At 46.2% G+C, this 20049-nt stretch carries 18 protein-coding genes; 4 read left to right on the top strand and 14 right to left on the bottom strand.

Features of this window, described 5'->3' with window-relative positions; all coding sequences use genetic code 11:
• Position 1: 1 nt before the first annotated feature.
• The 4 genes from ppaX to hprK are packed head-to-tail and all read right to left on the bottom strand — an operon-like array spanning position 2 to position 3372.
• On the bottom strand, positions 2-640 hold the full coding sequence (gene ppaX, locus HOP45_RS02515; RefSeq protein ID WP_181347315.1) for a pyrophosphatase PpaX: 639 nt from the start codon (positions 638-640) through the stop codon (positions 2-4).
• Positions 615-1571, bottom strand: coding sequence for a nucleoside recognition domain-containing protein (locus HOP45_RS02510; protein ID WP_181347314.1), 957 nt, complete (start codon positions 1569-1571; stop codon positions 615-617). The genes ppaX and HOP45_RS02510 overlap by 26 nt, the downstream gene beginning before the upstream one ends.
• Positions 1572-1585: 14 nt before the next feature.
• Positions 1586-2422: a prolipoprotein diacylglyceryl transferase gene (gene lgt, locus HOP45_RS02505; protein ID WP_181347313.1), complete on the bottom strand. Its 837-nt coding sequence runs from the start codon at positions 2420-2422 to the stop codon at positions 1586-1588.
• Positions 2423-2436: 14 nt separating this feature from the next.
• The gene (gene hprK, locus HOP45_RS02500; RefSeq protein ID WP_181347312.1) at positions 2437-3372 is read right to left on the bottom strand and encodes an HPr(Ser) kinase/phosphatase; all 936 of its coding nucleotides are present in this window, start codon (positions 3370-3372) and stop codon (positions 2437-2439) included.
• Between the two features lie 80 nt (positions 3373-3452).
• Between hprK and HOP45_RS02495 the strand changes: the two genes are divergently transcribed.
• A complete protein-coding gene (locus tag HOP45_RS02495; RefSeq protein ID WP_181347311.1) occupies positions 3453-3758 on the top strand; it encodes a hypothetical protein in 306 nt (101 codons plus the stop codon).
• Positions 3759-3791: 33 nt separating this feature from the next.
• Entirely contained in the window at positions 3792-3995 is a 204-nt protein-coding gene (locus HOP45_RS02490; protein WP_181347310.1) for a hypothetical protein, read from the top strand.
• 140 nt (positions 3996-4135) lie between these two features.
• On the opposite strand, the gene HOP45_RS02485 is transcribed toward HOP45_RS02490, so the two are convergent.
• The 8 genes from HOP45_RS02485 to HOP45_RS02450 form a co-directional block, all read right to left on the bottom strand.
• Positions 4136-4489 (bottom strand): phage holin family protein, encoded by a 354-nt coding sequence (locus HOP45_RS02485; RefSeq protein ID WP_181347309.1) that lies wholly within the window; start codon positions 4487-4489, stop codon positions 4136-4138.
• Positions 4486-4683, bottom strand: coding sequence for a PspC domain-containing protein (locus HOP45_RS02480; RefSeq protein WP_181347308.1), 198 nt, complete (start codon positions 4681-4683; stop codon positions 4486-4488). The genes HOP45_RS02485 and HOP45_RS02480 overlap by 4 nt, the downstream gene beginning before the upstream one ends.
• Complete coding sequence (locus tag HOP45_RS02475) at positions 4683-5732, bottom strand: DUF4097 family beta strand repeat-containing protein (protein ID WP_181347307.1); 1050 nt, start codon at positions 5730-5732, stop codon at positions 4683-4685. The genes HOP45_RS02480 and HOP45_RS02475 overlap by 1 nt, the downstream gene beginning before the upstream one ends.
• Before the next feature lie 115 nt (positions 5733-5847).
• Complete coding sequence (bshB2, locus tag HOP45_RS02470) at positions 5848-6516, bottom strand: bacillithiol biosynthesis deacetylase BshB2 (protein WP_181347306.1); 669 nt, start codon at positions 6514-6516, stop codon at positions 5848-5850.
• A gap of 1 nt (position 6517) precedes the next feature.
• Positions 6518-6886 (bottom strand): YojF family protein, encoded by a 369-nt coding sequence (locus HOP45_RS02465; protein WP_181347305.1) that lies wholly within the window; start codon positions 6884-6886, stop codon positions 6518-6520.
• Between the two features lie 70 nt (positions 6887-6956).
• Positions 6957-9830 (bottom strand): excinuclease ABC subunit UvrA, encoded by a 2874-nt coding sequence (gene uvrA, locus HOP45_RS02460; RefSeq protein WP_181347304.1) that lies wholly within the window; start codon positions 9828-9830, stop codon positions 6957-6959.
• 7 nt (positions 9831-9837) lie between these two features.
• Entirely contained in the window at positions 9838-11817 is a 1980-nt protein-coding gene (gene uvrB / locus HOP45_RS02455) for an excinuclease ABC subunit UvrB (protein WP_181347303.1), read from the bottom strand.
• A 190-nt stretch (positions 11818-12007) separates the two neighbouring features.
• Positions 12008-13600, bottom strand: a complete 1593-nt coding sequence (locus HOP45_RS02450; RefSeq protein ID WP_181347302.1) for a peptide chain release factor 3 — start codon at positions 13598-13600, stop codon at positions 12008-12010.
• A 417-nt stretch (positions 13601-14017) separates the two neighbouring features.
• Between HOP45_RS02450 and HOP45_RS02445 the strand changes: the two genes are divergently transcribed.
• Positions 14018-17227, top strand: a complete 3210-nt coding sequence (locus HOP45_RS02445; RefSeq protein ID WP_181347301.1) for a DEAD/DEAH box helicase — start codon at positions 14018-14020, stop codon at positions 17225-17227.
• Between the two features lie 80 nt (positions 17228-17307).
• Here the strand turns inward: HOP45_RS02445 and HOP45_RS02440 are convergent, their stop codons facing one another.
• Positions 17308-18201, bottom strand: a complete 894-nt coding sequence (locus HOP45_RS02440) for a COX15/CtaA family protein (protein WP_181347300.1) — start codon at positions 18199-18201, stop codon at positions 17308-17310.
• 193 nt (positions 18202-18394) lie between these two features.
• Between HOP45_RS02440 and HOP45_RS02435 the strand changes: the two genes are divergently transcribed.
• Positions 18395-19048: a haloacid dehalogenase type II gene (locus HOP45_RS02435; RefSeq protein WP_181347299.1), complete on the top strand. Its 654-nt coding sequence runs from the start codon at positions 18395-18397 to the stop codon at positions 19046-19048.
• A 404-nt stretch (positions 19049-19452) separates the two neighbouring features.
• Here the strand turns inward: HOP45_RS02435 and HOP45_RS02430 are convergent, their stop codons facing one another.
• Positions 19453-19965 carry a DinB family protein gene (locus tag HOP45_RS02430; RefSeq protein ID WP_181347298.1) on the bottom strand — a complete coding sequence of 171 codons (513 nt, stop codon included), beginning with the start codon at positions 19963-19965 and terminating at the stop codon, positions 19453-19455.
• Between the last annotated feature and the right edge of the window lie 84 nt (positions 19966-20049).

Genomic DNA, 20049 nt, shown 5'->3' with positions numbered 1-20049 from the left:
TTCACCCCTCAATTACGTCAATAATCTGACTCATCTGCTCCAGCATGTAATCCGGATTCAGCTCATCCAGCACGTTCCGCCCCTTCACTGTCCAAGCGACGCCCACTGTTTTCACGCCTGCACGTTGACCTGCCTCAATATCGTGCGTATTATCTCCAACCATCATCGTTTCATACGCGTTCGCATGTAATGCATCCATAGCCTTCTCAATTGGTTCAGGGTCAGGTTTAGCATGTACCACATCATCCAGGGCAATGATGACATCAAATAAACCGTCCAATCCCGTCAACTCGAGCCCCATATGAACGGACTGCCGCATTTTCGTCGTCACGATTCCGAGCTGATAGCCTTTGGCCTTTAAGTATTGAATCGTTTCCACAACGCCCTCGTAGGCTTTCACATAGTGGGCATGATGCGCGTGATTATGCTCTCGGTAAACCTTAACCATTTCCTCTACTTTATCAGGATCAACTCTTTGTAAACTGTCCCGCAATGGCGGCCCGATAAACGACAGGATCTCTTCCCGGGAATAGGTTCGATCACTAAATTGGTCAAGCGTGTGGCGAAATGATGCGATAATCAATTCATTTGTATCAATCAATGTTCCATCTAAATCAAAGAGGATCGTACGTATGCTCATGGATAGGTTCCTTTCTTTCTTGTTGTAGTCGATTCCACACATACCCGACGCCGGCCGTTAAGAGAATCGCTGTCGCTAACCGGATCGCAAGCAGCGGCCAGATCGGAATGCCGAGTGGAATAAAAATGAGCGTGTCTTCAACGACCGCATGGCAGGATACCAAAAAAATCATGGCCAAATACATGTCCTTTTTAGTTACCCCGTCTTCTTGCATCGCTTGAATCATCAAACCAGCCCCGTAAGCAAGCCCTACGGTCAACCCTGCAACAAGGGTCATGGACGTATTACGTTTCATCCCGAGAAATAGTGTTGCAGGCGCTACCCATGAGGAAAACCTATCAAGCCAGCCTTTTTCACGAAGGTACTGATTGAACACCATCAACGGAATGACGATCAATGCCAGTTGAACGATCCCCATGAAAGCGGTCTTTAAGCCATGAAACACAATCTCCATCCAGCCTTCCGGGGCAGCTGCCTGCTCCGGACTCCAGCCGTATTGTGCCATGGACTGTCCGCCGTCCCAAAACACATTAATCATGAATGCCGCAGTTAAAGCCAGCAAAAGCCGGGTGCCGATGACGAGCCACCAGTTGACCCCTACTTTCGAAGCCACCGTCGATTCAATGATCAAATTATGGGAAAACGACAGCATCACAGCAAGAATAAACACTTCCTTGACCGTAAAGTCGAACGAAATAATCGCTGCAATGCCTGCATACAAATTTAGAAAATTCCCGAGCACGAGCGGCACAGCGGCCTCCCCGGATAATCCGATCCACTTCATCAGCGGCGTCAGCCATTCCATCACCCACGGAAGCACAGGGGTATATTTCAAGATGGTGACAAGCAACGTGATTGGGAAAATCACTTTACCTAGTGTCCACGTAACTTCAAGACCTTTTCGACCTCCGCGTTGTAAAATCCCAATCACGCGTATCCCTCCTTCTACTTGGACTTGACAGCTTTACCATTGTATCGTTTATCCGCCTTGCCCGTTTTGCGCCGGTACGCGATTAATACGACGGCGATCACAACTAACACAACGGAGATGAATTGAGCGGTCCGAATTTCACCGAACAGATACAAGCTGTCCGTGCGCATCCCTTCGATAAAGAAGCGACCGACCGAATACCAGATCACATAACTGAGAAAGACTTCGCCCCTCAACGGATTGTAGCGTCGCAACACTAATAAGAGGGCAAAACCGAGAATGTTCCATAGCGACTCATATAAAAACGTCGGATGATACACCACCCCGTCAATGCACATCTGCTGATTGATAAAACCGGGCAAATATTGCATGAAATTTTGATAAAACGCTTCTGACACAGGACCGCCATGCGCTTCCTGGTTCATAAAGTTCCCCCAGCGACCAATCGCCTGGCCGAGGATTAAGCTGGGCGCAACAATATCAATCAGCATCCAGAAGGACAAGTTCCGCACCTTCGTATAAATGAGAGCCGTGGCAACCGAGCCAATCAGGGCGCCATGGATAGCGATTCCGCCTTCCCATATCGCAAAGACGTCCCACCAGGGCCCGCCAACATAACGGTCCCATTCAAAAATGACATAATAAATACGAGCACATATAATAGCCACAGGAATTGCGATCACGACAGCATCGACTATGTAATCCTTCTTCAAACCGAGCCGTTCCGCTTCCCGCGTCGCTAGCCAAAGCCCAAGAAAAGCTCCCGTCGCAATAATGAGTCCATACCAATAAATCGACAAAGGACCAAGCTGCAAAAAGACGCGGTCCAATGAATCAGCACTACAGGTCAAGGTAATTCCCCCTATCAATCTTCTTCTGCTTGATCACGATCAATGACTTGTGTAAGACGTTCTGAAAATTCTTCAGCCGCGTTCACACCCATCCGTTTCAAACGGAAATTCATCGCAGCCACCTCAATAATGACAGCCAAGTTACGCCCCGGGCGCACCGGCACCGTCACCTGAGGCAATTCCACGTCCATGATTTTCTTCTTATCCTCATCGAGACCAAGGCGATCATACTGCTTCTTCTGGTCCCACAATTCCAAATTAATCACTAACGTTATCCGCTTATAGCTGCGCACAGCCCCTGCTCCAAATAACGTCATGACATTAATGATGCCCAGCCCGCGGATCTCAAGCAAATGCTCAATCAACGGAGGACTGTTTCCGATCAACGTATCAAAATCCTCTTGCCGGATCTCAACACTGTCATCAGCCACAAGACGGTGCCCCCGCTTAACCAGCTCTAAAGCCGTTTCACTTTTACCGACCCCACTCTGGCCCGTAATGAGCACCCCGATTCCATAAATATCAACCAACACACCATGAATAGCTGTAAAAGGCGCGAACTTCGTTTCCAGAAAATTAGTCAGACGACTAATCACACGCGTCGTCTTATGCGGCGACCTCATAAGCGGCACACCCGCTTCACGGCAAGCAATTAACAACTCCTCAGGTATGTCCATCTGACGCGTAATCACAATCCCAGGCGTCACGTCCGTACATAACCGCTCCATGCGATCTTTCCGCTCTTCCTGATTCAACTCATTATAATAAGAAAGCTCCGTCTTGCCTAACAACTGCAGTCGTTCCTTCGGATAAAACTTAAAATATCCCGTCATCTCCACACCCGGACGGGAGATATCACTCATATGAATTTCACGATGAACGCCATCTTCTCCGGCGACAAGTTCAAGGTTGAATCGCTCCAATAAATCCTGTGTGCGTACTTTCGCCATGGGTTGCTGCCTCCTAATCACTATCGTCTCAATTACTGTACCCTATTGTAGCATTTTTTCCAAATCTCTTGGTGTTTTTTATGTTTTCTTGTGTACAGTTTGCGACAAGAGGCGGGGGAGCGACGATATTTTGCGATCCGATGATAACGGCAGGCGGTGCGATGATATTCCGGGCCGGAGTGACGATAAGTTCTGGCGGTACGACGATATTTTGCGGACCGACGATAACGGGCGGGGAAGCGATGATATTCCCGGGCGGAGTGACGACAAGTTCTGGCGGTACGACGATATTTGGCGCTCCGACGATAACGGCCGGCGGTGCGATGATATTCCGGGGCGGAGCGACGATAAGTTCTGGCGATACGACGATATTTGAGGACCGATGATAACGGGCGGAGAAGCGACGACGGCCCGGAGCGATGATAAATTCTGGCGATACGACGATATTTTGCGAACCGACGATAACGGGCGGAGAAGCGATGATATTCCGGGCCGGAGTGACGATAAGTTCTGGCGGTACGACGATATTTGGCGCTCCGACGATAACGGCCGGCGGTGCGATGATATTCCGGGGCGGAGCGACGATAAGTTCTGGCGATACGACGATATTTGAGGACCGATGATAACGGGCGGAGAAGCGACGATATTCCGGCCCGGAGCGACGATAAATTCTGGCGATACGACGATATTTTCGAGCGGAGAGATGATAAACGTCGGACCATCAAAAAAATGCTTCTTACATGAAGTAAGAAGCATGCGCGCCTCATCGTTTGGCGTCTTTGAAGAGGCTGTTCAGTATTAAATTGAGTAATGAGATAATGATAGCTGCCAGAATCGCCATGCCGAAGCCATCTATTTCGAAGGCGCTGCCCAGAAATCCGTCGGTCAACAGAAGAGTAATGGCGTTGATGACGAATAGGAATAGTCCCAACGATATAATGGTGATGGGGAGTGTCAGCACGACGAGAATGGGCCGGACGATGGCATTCAATATGGACAGGATGAATGCTGCGACCAGGGCCCAGCCAAACCCGTCGATGGTGACCGCTGTAAACAGAACACTGACCAAAAATATGGCGACAGCGTTCACGAGTATGTGGAGCAGCCAACTCTTCATGAGAAGGAGCTCCCTTCACTCGGCATGATGAATATGGCAGCGATGTAGGCGAGAATCAATGGTGAGACGGGTATGCACACTAATACAAAAATGATTCTCAGCAGGGTGGCATCAAAATTGAAATATTGAGCGAATCCTCCTAATACTCCTGAGATCATACGGTCAGATTTTGACCGGACGAGTTTTTCAGACATTACAGAACCTCCTTTGCTCCTGAAGAAACGGTGACGGAACCTGTTTTTGTTTCCGCTTCTAAGTGGTAGGGGCGTTCATACATTTCGAATGCTTCAAAGTGAAGCTTTTTATTCATGACTTCTTTTTTATCCTCAAGGATTTTATAGTTATCGAGGTCACATTTCAGACTGCCAATACTGGTTCTTAGCTGCCCATCAATTTTAACCTCATCAGGCAGGGTAATATTTACGCTTCCGGTGGTGGTGCGGAAGAATCCAGTATGCGCTCGTTTGCCGGAATATTGACATGTTACACTTCCGGTTATGGCAGAAGCGTCTGCTTTGCCAAAGTCTCCTTCCAATTTCACTGAACCATTGATGGTGTCAGCCTCACACGTATCAAACTGGCCTTCCAGTACGTGAATGGAGCCGTTGGAGGTTTCCAGTGTACATTTTTCGCCTGATACGTTTTCCGTTTTGATGGAGCCGTTTGATGTTTTGATCAAGAGATGCGATAAGTCTAATTGTTCTGTTTTGACGGAGCCGTTGAATAATTTCATTTTCACAAAATCATACGTTTTTTCGGGAACGTATAAGGTCACGTTCGTTTTGATTTTTTTGGACGGACTGATCAGACGCAGTACGTTGTTTTCGATTTGAAATTGACCGTCCATCATAAATCGTTCCCGGCCTTCTGCTTCATCGTCCGTTTGGTAGACTTTCACCTTATATTCGGCTTTGACCGCGTTCTCTTTCCACGGTTTAATGCCTAACTTGCCGTTTGAAATGGAAATATCCATATCTTGAAAGGACGTGTCCTCACTTTCTGAGACGTGGGTAAATTCCACATAGTCTCCGAACGAAAGATCAAAGTCCACATTTTTGATTTTGTCGAATGCATCATTCACAAAGTTTTTGACGCCGTATTTTTTGGATTTTTGCTTGGTATTATTTTCTGTTGAAGAGGCATTTTCTTTGTCTTTGACGGCTTCAAGTAATTCGGCCCCTTCTGATGCCGTGATGACACCTTCTTCGATCATCTTAAGTATGCGTAATCGTTCTTCATCCATACATGTATGCTCCTTTCTATATTCCCTGTTTATTTATTCCCTAACAGAAGATCTGAAAACCTCCTGAAAAAAATAAGGCACTCCAAATTCTATGGAGTGCAATCATGATAGGTGCCTATTTTTTTATAGACAAGCGATAATATCGTTCTGTGCGAAGACGCTCTAATTGTTCGCTTGTTTGCGTGTCATCTTTCTGGGAATCTTTCAGCAAACTCATCATGCCTGATGCTTGAGATAAATGCGTTTCAATCGCATTCAGTTTCTGCTCCCAGTAAGGTGTGACATCATGCACCACATCGGGCGGTCCTAATTCATCCTCATGCTGGTTCGAAATGGCGTGGGCCCAAACCTCCAGCTGTTCGTTGGAATCCATCGTCCTCACTGCTTCCATGACAGCCGCTCCCAATGCGTTATGATCAGGGTGTACAGCGTAACCTGGGTAATGGGTGATGATAAGGTTGGGCTTCAGGGTGTCAATATAGCTTCGGATACGCTCTGACACTTCTTTTTGTGGTTCAAATTCAAGCGTCTTGTCACGATAACCGAGCATTTCGACTTGAATATCTAGTTTTTTTGCGGCTTCGAATAATTCTTGCTTGCGGAAGGTATATAGATTTTCACGGTTAGCAAAGATGGGATTGCCCATATTACGTCCCATTTCGCCCAACGTTCCACACAAATACGTAACCGGCACCCCTTGTTCCCGGAACTGGGCGATTGTACCGGATGCACCAAAGGATTCATCGTCAGGGTGTGGGAAAATGACGAGGACATGACGTTGCATTTTAAGCGTCCTCGCTTTCATGGGAAAAAGGTGTTTCACTAATTTCCAGGGCCACCATTAAGCGCCCTTCCACATCGTGACCGGCCATTAACAGCCGATTTTGATCATCCATTTCAAAGTCTGTAACACCTTCAGCGTAGACCCAACCGAGATCAAGCTTTAACCCGACGCGGAATGAGCCACCTGTTCCTACGATTTTGCCATGCTGATAGCGCACGTGTGCATTACGGATAAACGCACCTACGTTATACGCATTTTCATTAAAGTGGCTCGCATAAGCTCCGTTGGTTGTTTCTAAGTGTACATAGACGTCTTTTCCTGCAAAGGCGTCAATTAAAGGTTGAACTTTATCTATCTCAATGGCTTGCATACTGGAACCTCCTGTTATGTTTCTCCTCTTTCACGATACTGAATCGTTCGAAAGTCGTCAAAACATCAACTCAGCGAGCTACTTTTTCTCTTTGCTCCATCCGTTCTTCCATGCGCGCGCGGTCACGTTCAAGCACAGGTTTCAGATACTGACCCGTATACGATGCGGAATTCTCCCCGACTTCTTCGGGTGTACCTGTCGCAATGATTTGCCCGCCTTTTTCGCCGCCTTCTGGACCAAGATCGATAATATGATCGGCTTCCTTGATCACATCCAGATCATGTTCAATGATCAGGACGGTATCTCCGTTATCGACAAGTCTTTGCAGCACTTGCAGCAGCCGGAAAATATCATCAACGTGCAAGCCTGTAGTCGGCTCATCAAGAATATAAATCGACTTGCCGGTCGAGCGACGATGCAATTCACTCGCAAGTTTGACACGTTGGGCCTCCCCTCCGGAAAGCGTGGTAGCCGGCTGGCCGAGTTTGATATAGCCTAGCCCGACATCATAAACTGTTTGAAGTTTCCGGTGAATCTTCGGGATGTTTTCGAAAAACTCGAGAGACTCTTCAATCGTCATTTCAAGTACGTCGGAGATATTTTTACCTTTGTACTTCACTTCCAATGTTTCACGATTATAGCGCTTGCCGTTGCACACCTCGCACGGAACATACACGTCAGGAAGGAAATGCATTTCAATTTTGATAATACCGTCACCACGGCAGGCTTCACAGCGACCGCCTTTCACGTTAAAACTGAAGCGTCCTTTTTTATAGCCGCGGATTTTCGCTTCGTTCGTTTGCGCAAACACATCACGGATATTATCAAATACACCCGTATACGTGGCAGGGTTGGATCGAGGTGTCCGCCCAATTGGAGACTGATCGATATCAATCACTTTCTCGAGCTGGTCAATGCCTTTAATATCCTTGTGTTTCCCGGGTTTTTGCTTGCCGTGATGCAATTTCATAGACAGCGACTTATACAATATATCGTTGATCAAGGTGCTTTTTCCTGATCCGGACACACCGGTGATCGCTGTAAATATGCCGAGCGGAATGCGGGCGTCCACTTTCTTCAGGTTGTTTTCTTCCGCCTGTTTGATCTCCAAATAACGTCCATCAGGCTGACGGCGTTTTTGCGGCAAGGGAATGAATTTCTTGCCAGACAAATATTGGCCGGTTAACGATTTAGCGCTTTTCATCACTTGCTTCGGCGTCCCCTGGGTCACGATTTCACCGCCATGAGCACCGGCTCCCGGGCCGATATCAATTAGATGATCTGCCGAGAGCATCGTATCCTCATCATGTTCCACGACTATTAGGGTGTTATCCAGATCACGCATGCGTTTCAAGGTTTCAATCAAACGATAGTTATCGCGCTGATGCAGGCCAATCGACGGTTCGTCCAGCACATACAGAACGCCTGTCAATGCGGAACCGATCTGCGTAGCCAGACGAATGCGCTGCGCTTCACCGCCTGATAACGTTCCTGCTGAGCGGGAAAGGGTCAAATACTCCAAACCGACGTTCTCGAGGAAACTGAGCCGTTCATTTATTTCGCGTAAAATCATATTGGCAATCTTTTGTTCCTTTTCCGTCAACTCTAAGGAACTGAAGAATTCATTCGCTTCCGTCACTGAATAATCAGTCGTGTGCGCAATGTGTTTTCCATTAATAAGCACCGCTAACGTCTCGTTGTTCAACCGGTAGCCTTTACATTTCGGGCATGACTTCTGAGCCATGTACTTTTCCATTTGCTCCCGGATGTAATCCGAACTGGTCTCACGATAACGACGTGCAATGTTGGGGATGACCCCTTCAAAATAAATGTCGTTATCGCGGACACGGCCAAAATCATTTTCATAGCGAAATCTGATCTTTTCCTTACCGCTGCCATAAAGCACGCGGTTCATTTGATCTTCAGGGAGCTGTTCAACAGGCACGTCCATGTCAATGCCGAAATGGTGGCAAACACTCTGCAGGAGCTGGGGGTAATACTGAGAACTTGCCGGCTCCCAAGCTGCAATCGCGTGCTGACGCAATGTTCGTGTCCAATCAGGAATGACCAGATCCAAATCAACCTCCAGTTGAGTGCCGAGGCCGTCACAGCGATCGCATGCTCCGTACGGGCTATTGAAGGAAAATTTTCTCGGTTCAAGTTCACTGACAGAGAAACCGCAGATTGGGCAGGCATGATGCTCACTGAACATCAATTCTTCTTCACCCATAACATCTACGAGGACATGACCGCCGCCAAGTTCCAACGCCGTTTCCAGAGAATCCGACAAACGACCTTCGATGCTGTCTTTCACGACAATCCGGTCCACGACCACTTCAATTGAATGCTTTTTATTCTTCTCAAGGTTTATTTCCTCGGAAATTTCACGCATTTCTCCGTCCACGCGAAGGCGGATGTACCCTTCTTTTTGCAGCCGCTCAAAGACTTTGACATGCTCGCCTTTTCGACCTGATACGACAGGTGAAAGGATTTGCAGCTTCGTGCGTTCGGGATACGTCATGATCTGATCCACCATTTGCTGGACCGTTTGTGAACTGATTTCAATATTATGATTGGGGCACGTTGGCCGTCCGATTCTGGCAAACAGCAGGCGGAGGTAATCATAAATTTCAGTTACGGTTCCCACAGTTGACCGCGGGTTGCGGCTCGTGGTTTTTTGATCGATGGAAATAGCCGGCGACAATCCTTCGATGGAATCGACGTCAGGCTTGTCCATTTGACCGAGAAACTGCCGCGCATAGGCAGACAATGACTCCACATAACGGCGTTGGCCCTCTGCATAAATCGTGTCGAATGCCAGTGAAGATTTCCCGGACCCAGACAATCCGGTCATGACAACTAATTTATTTTTAGGGACCTCTACATCTATATTTTTCAGGTTATGAGCTCTTGCGCCCTTGATATTGATCGATTTGCTGACCATATGGCATTCATCCTCCTGCTTTAAGTTCCAAAATGACATCGCGGAGCTCGGCCGCTTTTTCAAAGTCAAGGTCTCGGGCAGCCTGTTTCATTTCGGTTTCGAGGTTATCTATCATTTGTTCCCGTTCCTGTTTGGACATGTCTTTGATGCTCTTATCACCATCGTAAGTCGCCTCCTCTTCAGCGATAGTCGTCGCCTTGATCGAAGCGCGCACTTCTTTCCTGATGGTCTTGGGAGTTATATTGTGCTCTTCGTTGTAAGCGATCTGTTTCGTTCTTCTCCGTTCCGTTTCATCTAAGGCATAGCGCATCGCTTCTGTGATTTTGTCAGCATACATGATGACAGTTCCCTGTTCGTTACGAGCTGCGCGTCCGATCGTTTGGACCAGCGACCGCTCAGAACGCAGGAATCCTTGCTTGTCAGCATCCAGAATGGTGACCAATGACACTTCGGGGATATCCAGTCCTTCACGGAGCAAGTTAATGCCTACGATGCAATCATATTTGCCGAGCCGCAAATCGCGAATGACTTCAATGCGCTCGAGGGTCTTGATTTCGGAATGCAAATAGGCTACTTTGATGCCGACTTCTTTCAAATAATCGGTTAGGTCTTCTGACATCTTCTTTGTCAGCGTCGTAACCAATACCCGCTCGTTCCGGTCTCTTCGTTTATTGATTTCCCCAATCAAGTCATCAATCTGCCCATGGATCGGCCGCACCTCAACTTTGGGGTCGAGCAGACCGGTCGGACGGATGATCTGTTCAACCATCTCTGGTGTGTGCTCTAATTCATACGGACCGGGAGTAGCCGATAAGTAAGTGATTTGATTAATGTTCTTTTCAAACTCTTCAAACTTCAACGGACGGTTATCAAGCGCTGAAGGCAGGCGAAATCCGTGATCCACCAGCACCTGTTTCCGTGCGCGGTCCCCGTTATACATGCCGCGGATTTGCGGGAGTGTAACGTGGGACTCGTCAATCATGATCAACAAATCATCGGGAAAATAATCCATGAGCGTATAAGGCGTCGAGCCTTCTTCCCGGAAAGTCAAATGTCTCGAGTAATTCTCGATCCCGGAACAGAAACCCATTTCATTCATCATTTCCAAATCATAATTGGTGCGTTGTTCGAGGCGCTGGGCTTCGAGCAATTTATTCTGCTCCCGCAGTTCTTTCAGGCGTTCAGCGAGCTCCTGCTCAATATTCTTAATCGCTTTTTGCAACTTTTCTTCACGCGTTACGAAGTGGGAAGCAGGGAAAATAGCCACGTGCTCCCGATCACCGACAATCTCGCCGGTCAACACATCGATTTCCCGAATCCGATCGATCTCATCACCGAAAAATTCCACACGAATGGCGTGTTCTTCACGGGATGCCGGGATAATCTCAACGGAATCGCCTCTTACGCGAAACGTTCCACGCTGGAAATCGATATCGTTTCGGGCATATTGAATATCGACGAGATTACGCAACAGTTCGTCACGGTCTTTTTCCATATCACTTCGGATTGATAAGACTTGACTGCGGTATTCTTCCGGGGAACCTAAGCCGTATATACACGAGACGCTCGCGACAATGATGACGTCTCGTCGTTCAAACAATGCCGATGTTGCCGAGTGGCGCAGCTTATCGATTTCATCGTTGATATTCGCATCTTTTTCAATAAAGGTATCCGTTTGCGGTACATACGCTTCCGGTTGATAATAATCATAATAACTGACGAAATACTCGACTGCATTATGAGGAAAATACTCTTTAAATTCACTGTATAACTGACCGGCCAGCGTTTTATTATGAGCAATAATCAAAGTGGGGCGATTGACTTGTTGTATGACGTTAGACATCGTAAACGTCTTACCCGTTCCGGTCGCACCAAGTAACGTTTGATGCTTTTCACCGTTTTCAAGCCCGTTGACAATCTTTCGGATGGCTTGAGGCTGGTCACCTTCCGGGGAATAATCTGAGACCAATTCAAACTGATTTTCCACGTCGACAACCTCCGTTCGTAAGAGATACATCACTAGTTTACCACAATATCTTCACATTTTAACATAAACACGAACAAATATTCGATTAATTTGAATCATCCAATATACGGAATTTTTTCCTTTACAGGCCATAACGTTTAACTGGTTCAACAGAAAAAAGACGCCCCGTATGAGCGTCTTTTTTCATGTATTAATAGGATTGCGATTGATCGTACTGATTGACTTCAAATAAATCAATCAATTCGATGTCAGGGTGTTTATCAATGAACCAACGCAGAGAGAAATCGTTTTTGAATAACACAAGCGGGTTGCCTTCCCGATCTTTCGCCAGCATGTTGCGTTCATCAAATAACGATTCATCCAATTGTTCGGGTTTAAGCCAGCGTGGGATGCGTTCCCCGAGCTGTGTCAATTCTACGTCGACATTGTATTCATTTTTCATCCGATATTCAAACACTTCCAACTGCAGCTGCCCAACTGCGCCCAGGATATAGTCTTCGAAACGGTACCGTTTGAATAATTGGATAGCGCCTTCCTGGACGAGCTGCTCCAGGCCTTTTTTGAACTGTTTAGCTTTCATCACGTTCTTAGCGGTCACTTTCACAAAGAGTTCAGGCGGGAATTGCGGGAGCTCATCGTATTCAAAATTCTGCTTGCCTGTTACCAGGGTATCCCCGATGCGATAAACGTTAGGATCATAGATGCCGATGATGTCCCCTGCATAGCCTTCTTCGACCGTGCCGCGTGAAGATGCAACAAACTGTTGTGATTGCGACAGCTTAAACGTTTTGCCGGTGCGGGCCAGACTGACGTTCATGCCTCGTTCGAATTTACCTGAACAGACACGTACGAAAGCTACCCGGTCCCGGTGCTGAGGATTCATATTGGCTTGAATCTTAAAGATAAACCCTGAAAATTCCTCGTGATCCGGCGAAACGATGCCTTGAGTCGATTTGCGCGGTGCAGGCTTTGGAGCCATATTAATGAACGTATCAAAGAAAGTTTCGACACCGAATGGGGCGAGTGCACTTCCAAAAAAGACAGGTGTTTGATCGCCTCGCATGACTTTTTCATAATCGAACTGGTCACCTGCTTCAGCTACAAGCTCCATTTCCTGTTGGGCTTCCTGATAGGTCGGGTTTTCAACGAGGTCCCGATGCTCATCTTTATCGAGGTCCTGATAAAGAATGTAATGTTCCTCTTCATTACCCGTGTAGCGGACAAACTGCTCGTTATGGCGATCGAAAACCCCGAGGAAGCGTTTCCCCATTCCAGCCGGCCACGTCATCGGATACGTTTCAATATCTAAGACATCTTCGATTTCTTCCATCAGCTCAAACGGTTCGCGGCCTTCACGGTCAAGCTTGTTGATAAATGTGAAAATCGGGATGCCTCTCATTTTGCACACTTTGAAAAGTTTGATGGTCTGCGCTTCAATACCTTTACTCCCATCAATAACCATGACCACACTGTCGACGGCTGTCAACGTGCGGTACGTATCTTCGCTGAAGTCTTCGTGTCCAGGTGTATCAAGGATATTGACTTGGTACCCTTGGTAAGGAAAATTCATGACACTCGATGTGACGGAAATGCCACGCTGCTTTTCGATTTCCATCCAATCAGAGGTCGCAAATTTGCCGGATTTTTTCCCTTTAACTGTGCCAGCTGAACGAATCAGATTCCCGAATAACAACATCTTTTCAGTCATCGTCGTTTTGCCGGCATCCGGGTGAGAAATAATCGCAAACGTCCGGCGTTTCTCCATTTCTTCTTGTATACTCATCGTGATATCCTCCATTCAAGTAGGGTAATAAAATATATAAGCTTGGCAGGATATACGCTAACTCACATGATTTTCCACTCCATTTGTTCCGATTTGAGTTTATGTGTTCACGAAAAAAGGCCACCTCCAACGCAGACGCTGGTAACGCCAGCCCAGGAGTGGCCTTTTCCATTTAACAACTCCACTTATTGAAAAATAGCATAATCTCTCCATAAAATCAATCGAGCTTATGCCCTTTTTTCTGCCGTTCGCTCCAATAGAATGCTTACCTCACTAAAAAAAAGAAACCGTGAGAGAAGGGCGTGGGATATGATGTTTACTAGCGTCTTCCGTTAAAAATTTCGGATTAGGGAATAATTCTCATGACTTCTCCTGTTATAATAAGAACTAACTACGTTCAGTTAGGATGCTGATTTTATGCAATCATATATACTTCAAGCTAGTGATATTCGCAACATCACAGGCTCAATTTTCTACGAAAGAGGAAAGCAGTACTATCAGAAAGGAAAAGTTTTCGGCCTCTCCCATAATCAATCGATTCGTTCCTGGCGGGCAGTCGTGACAGGAAAACGTGATTATGAAGTGAGGGTCTTCTTTTTTGAGAATGATGATTTAGAGGCCACGTGCGAATGTCCGGCTTATGAAAGCTATTACAGTTGTAAGCATATTGCAGCTGTTTTGCTTGCTATCAGGGAAAGGGCGGTGCTCGAAAATGGGCAGGCGCAGCCATCCATCGACTCGAATGAGAACCGGAAGAAAAGCCAGATCATTGATCGCGACTTCTCGAAACGGCTGACGGAAGGTTTCCGTGCCAAACGCGAACAAAATGACAGCCACAATCAGCAGGCTTTACAATTCCAGTACTACCTTCATGTCCATTCTGTCTTTGGCCATGACAGCTTAAGTCTTGAAGTGAAAATGGGCGAACACTACTTATATGTCATCAAGAATATCCGTGAACTGATTTCCCATCTGGCAAAAGGCTCCCCTTACCGGATTACGAATCGTTTTCGCTATGATCCGTCTGAACACGTGCTATCGGAAGAGGACGGGAAAATCGTCCAGCTCTTATCTGACATTTTAGAGCAAGAACAGTTCTATGAATCACAATCTGTTCAGGAAGCTAAAGAAACACGGACATTGCTCATTCCGCCTTTCTATGCGAACCAACTGTTGGCCGCTTTATCAGATCGAGCCTGCAGCATCATGGACCGGGAAGGTGAATGGCCGGGACCGTTCCTGCATCAGGAAATTCCAGGGATGACGTTTTATGTTTCAAAAGAAAGAAGCCGTCAATACCAATTGAATATGTCCACCATCAAAAACTATCACTATTTGAAGGCGTACTCCCTTCTCTACGATAATGGGCATTTTTATCAGATTGGGGCAGATCAGCTCGATACATTTGATACCCTGCTTTCTTTGCTGCCTTATCGATCCAATGCCAACCACCCGATTAACCAGCGTGACATGGAAGATGTACTGACGTACGTGCTGCCGGAACTTGAGCAGATCGCTACGATTCAATATGCTGAGAGTGCACGGGAATCCATCGTCCACCATACCTTGCAGGCTGGGATCAAACTCGATTTTGCGGGGTTGGCTTTGACAGCCGATCTTTACTTCCAGTACGGCGATCACGTTTTAAGACCGTTCCAAAATAAAGAGCGTTCCTCGGACGTGTCGATCCAACGCGATGCTGAAACCGAGCAATGGATCATGCAGCAAATTGAAGATGCCGACTTTAAATTTGATGGGGAAGCTGTTTATTTGGATGATGAAGCGAAAATTACACAGTTTGTAATGGAAACGATTCCCCTGTTGCAATCGTATGCTGATATTTATCTTTCGTCGGCCGTCAAACACATGATCACTTCACAGAAGGCGGAGCTTACCCCTTCGGTCAGCCTGTCTTCTGAAGGGAACTGGCTCGATATCCAGTTTGCCATGGACGGCATTACGAACGAAGATGTCCATCATGTGATGCAAGCTGTGGTGGAGAAGAAGAAATATTATCGGCTCTCTGATGGGGCCGTCCTCTCATTGGAATCGCCTTCTCTCGATCGTTTCCGTGAATTGATCGATGAGTTGGATGTCTCAGCAGACGATATTCAGGATGGAAGTTTGCAAGTAGCCAAGGCGCGCGGCATGCAAGTTGAAGAAACGTTACAAACGAGCAGCGACGAACGCGACCCGCGCTATCATGAATTGATTGAACGGCTGCAAACACCGAACACGATGACCGCCGAACTCCCTGATCGATTGCAAGCTGACTTACGCGATTATCAGCTCACAGGCTTCCGCTGGATGAAAATGCTGGCATACTACGAGCTGGGCGGCATCCTGGCTGACGATATGGGGCTGGGTAAAACCTTGCAGAGCATCGCTTTTCTGTTATCGGAAAAAGAAGAAGGCAAGCTCGAGCAGCCTGCTTTGATTATTGCGCCTGCCTCACTCGTTTATAACTGGAAAAAAGAAATAGAAAAATTCGCACCCGACCTTTCTGTCAGTGTCATTACAGGGGAACCTGAAAAGCGTCAGGCTTTGATCACGCAGGAGGAGACGAATGATGTTCATATCACGTCCTATCCGTTGCTGCGTCAAGACCATCACACTTATCTCTCACGTTCCTATCACGCTGTCTTTCTTGACGAAGCCCAAGCCATCAAAAATGACACGACTAAAACGGCACAGGCTTCACGTGCCATTAAAGCCCAGCATCGTTTTGCCTTAAGCGGCACACCCATAGAGAATTCCATCAGTGAATTGTGGTCGATTTTCCGTACCATCATGCCCGGCTTTTACAAAAACAAGAAACAATTTCTCAATTTAAAGCCGGAGAAAATTGCACGCATGACCCGGCCCTTCATTTTACGGCGCATGAAACAAGATGTGTTAACGGAACTGCCGGACAAAATTGAAACAACGCAGTATTCCCAACTGACGCGTGATCAAAAAGAAGTGTATCTTGCGTATTTGGAAAAAATTCAGGCGGAGATTGCGGAAACGATTGCCACGAAAGGTTTCCAGCGAGGGAAGTTGGAAATACTCGCCGGCCTCACCCGTCTGCGGCAAATTTGCTGTCATCCCGGGCTCTTCCTGGAAAACTATGAAGGGCAGTCAGGTAAGCTTGAACAGTTGAAAGAGCTGGCATTGGAATTGAAAGCGGGCGGCCATCGTGTGCTCATCTTTTCCCAGTTCTCTACCATGCTCACCATGCTCTATCAAGAGTTGTCTAAGATCGGCATGACCGGCTTTTACCTGGACGGTGGGACGCCATCCAATTCCCGGGTCGATATGGTCGAGCAGTTCAATCAAGGGGAACGCGATGCCTTCTTCATCTCCCTGAAAGCCGGTGGAACAGGATTGAATCTAACCGGTGCGGACACGGTCATTTTATATGATCTATGGTGGAACCCGGCGATCGAAGAACAGGCAGCTGGCCGGGCCCATCGGATCGGCCAGGAAAAAGTTGTGCAGGTGATTCGGATGATCAGTGAAGGTACCATCGAAGAGCGTATCCATAAACTGCAGCAGCAGAAGCGCGACCTTGTCGACCAAATCATCCAGCCTGGGGAAGCCATGCTGAACAGTCTCACCGAAGAAGAAGTTCTGGATTTACTATAAAAATAATCAAAGCGTTAAAAAAGCAGTTCAATCGAGGCGACACTTAGCATTGTGTACGCCAGAATTGAACTGCTTTTATATTATAGCGCCTGTTTTATGGTCTTCTTTTGCACCTTGAACCAGTATCCTCCGAGGACGCTGCCGCCTATAACCATAGTGACGGTCGACAGTATCATATGAATAGACGAAGCGAGCACCACGTTTCCTGTAACAATAATGATCACGCCGACTGCAGCATTCAAAAAGATCGAAATCAAATACAACCAGGACAACATGACATGATAGTTGATTTTGGAAGCATACATGACGAACCAGAAAGCAGTTACGATGATGACGATCGTCGCCAGCCAATGGAAAGAATAAATCAAATTAGCCAGCTGCGGGCTTTCGACTAAATACTCCACTGCAGGGATATCCATCATCACATTGCTGGCACGGCTATGCTTAAAGAAAGCCCCCAAAATGACCTGAGCAACATACAGCGTAAACCCTAACAGAAAAGCCCGATAACTCATTGTGACCGTGGACCACTTCGTTTGACCAAGCTCGATTTTCTCTTCATGGAGGCTATAGCTGAGCACGACGAGATTCAACAACAGAAGTTGACTGAAGATGACATCAAACGTCGTAAAACCAGGGGGCGTCCCAAGCAGGACGTTTAACCCGCCGATCATCGACTGGATGAAGAGAAAAGCCAGACTGCCGATGCTCAGCCAAAACACGGGTTGGCTTCTTCTATGCTTAAGAATGGCTCCCACTGCGTTGATTAAGGTGAAAACGGCCAACAGCGGCACCATCATACGATGAGAATATTCTATTAAAACATGATAATCACTAAAATCAGGGATGACTTGCCCGTTACAAAATGGCCAACTTGTTCCACAGGCATCACCTGAATGAGTGGCTACTACAAGATTGCCAAGTATAAGCGCAACGAATGTGATCGCTACGGTAGCAATTGAAAACTTTTTCATAAGTTATCCCCTCTTCACAGGCATTCAAAAACTTCCATAATAAATCATATCATGAAGTGGGAGCCAACGAGAATCAATAACTCATGATAGAGTGATGACTATTTTGTGAACAGTTCACAACTCCCTTCCCCTGACTACAGTTTTACCATCCGAGCGGAAGGGAATGACATAAGCGACGAAAGGAGGAAAGGGAATGAATTACCCGATTTACTTATTTGATGCGTACGGAACATTATTCGACGTCCACTCTGTTCAGGAAAAATTGCATGCGATGTATCCTGATAAAAGTGAAGCAATCAGTCAGGAATGGCGCAGCCGTCAAGTCCATTACTTTATGGTTCGTCAATTAATTGACGATTATCGCCCGTTTGATGACATTACGAAATGGGCTTTAATAGACGCTTTAGCTGTAAACAATGTCTCTCAGACTGATGAGGATATCAAAGAGCTGATGGAACAGTATAAATACTTGCGTCCCTACCCGGAAGTTATGACCCTTACCAAGGATTGTGCAGAAAAACAATTGACGATATTCTCCAATGGGACGCTCGATATGCTCAATCCTTTACTTACCCATAACAGATTAGAAAAGGACTTAGAAGTTATCAGTGTAGACGAAAACAAGGTTTATAAACCTCATCCCGAAGCTTATCGGTTTGCGCTGGACAAGATGGATGCTGAAAAAGATGACGTCCTCTTCTTCTCCAGTAACCCCTGGGACATTGCAGGAGCGGCAAGCTACGGATTGGCTACCGCCTGGGTGAATCGGAACGAACAAAAATGGCCAGAGCTCGGCATCTCGCCTAATTATAACCTAAAAAAACTGACCGACCTTTCTCTATCATAGGGCAACGGTATACAACACACAAGAAGACTCGAATTGGAAAGATTCATAAGATTTTTCTTACATGTTTCATTCCTGAGCATTATTTGTATTCTGCTGCATTAAATTTAATTGAAAGAAAATTCCGCTTAAAGACTTCCAGTATTCAAAGTCTTACTGTTAAAACTACAAGCACTCATTATCACTAATATGAGAAAAACCAAAACAATTCTTTTACACAAATTCACACCCCCCAAAAAACCACTTCTTCAACTCTACTGCTCCGTCAGTTAAATAATTTAATGACAGGATATTCCTTACGATTATGTAATAAAGGGCTAATGCTTTATTGAACAATTACCCCCGTTTCAGGAAGACTCGATTTCAAGATAATCTAAAAAATTTCATAATCTACAATGAAATAAATACTATTCTTGTGACAACATTTTTTTAATTATTCTTATTTGCCCTCTATGATTGATTTCATCTTCAAAAACATGAAACCAAATGAAGTAGTTGTTAGAGGAGTAATTGTCCCATAGTCTGCTTTCATATAACCAATCATCAGTCAACGTTGCAAATTTCTGAAGTGTTTTATGTCTTACTTCCTCAAGTTTTGTGATATAAAATTCTAATGGATATCCTTTAATATCTCTTCTTCCTTTTTCTCCAAGACTAAAAGGGGATCCCCATTCCAACATTTCCTGTTCATTTGGTCTACGGCCTTCAAAAATTTCTATTTGAAACCCTACCTCTACAGCAGCTATATGTAATAAGAGCGCTCCAATACTATTGCCGTCCTCACTTGGCAAAAAATCCAATTCAGAGATTGTTAATCCTGATACAGCTTCTAAAGTTGTTTTTCTTGCATAGTTCATTTGCGACACAAGGTGACCAATTTGTGGAGTAAATCCTTTTAATGGCTCTATTTTTACTTCCAATTGTAACAATTCCTTTCCTAATCGATAAGTTCTAGCAGAGTGTGACTAATACTTCTTAATTAAACTATTGCCCCCCCCCCGTTA

It is taken from the genome of Thalassobacillus sp. CUG 92003 (genome assembly GCF_013618635.1).
Taxonomy (GTDB): Bacteria; Bacillota; Bacilli; order Bacillales; family Halobacillaceae; genus CUG-92003.
Note: the sequence above shows the minus strand (reverse complement) of the source record. Positions and strands in the feature narration are given on the sequence as shown.